Annotated in this window: 1 protein-coding gene; it reads right to left on the bottom strand. The window is 67.9% G+C overall.

Annotated features, from left to right (window positions below):
- Positions 1–293 (bottom strand): transposase (locus EN818_RS32000; protein ID WP_189524019.1); only part of this gene is annotated, 293 nt, incomplete at both ends.

The following is a 293-nucleotide window of genomic DNA, read 5'->3' as shown; positions in this document are numbered from 1 at the left end:
CCGACCTCCATGCCCAGCACCTCGCGGCGGCCGTCCGCGTTGACGCCGACGGCGATGATGACGGCGACCGAGACGATGCGGCCACCGCGGCGCACCTTCAGGTAGGTGGCGTCGATCCACAGGTATGGCCAATCGCCCTCGATCGGCCGCTCGAGAAAGGCCTTCACCTTGCCGTCGATCTCCTCGCAGAGCCGGCTCACCTGGCTTTTGGAGACGCCGCTCGCGCCCATCGCCTTGACCAGGTCGTCGACCGAGCGCGTCGAGATGCCCTGCACGTAGGCCTCCTGGATGAC

The sequence above is a fragment of the Mesorhizobium sp. M3A.F.Ca.ET.175.01.1.1 genome (genome assembly GCF_004791945.1).
Taxonomy (GTDB): Bacteria; Pseudomonadota; Alphaproteobacteria; order Rhizobiales; family Rhizobiaceae; genus Mesorhizobium.
This window is presented reverse-complemented; position numbering and strand designations above follow the sequence as displayed.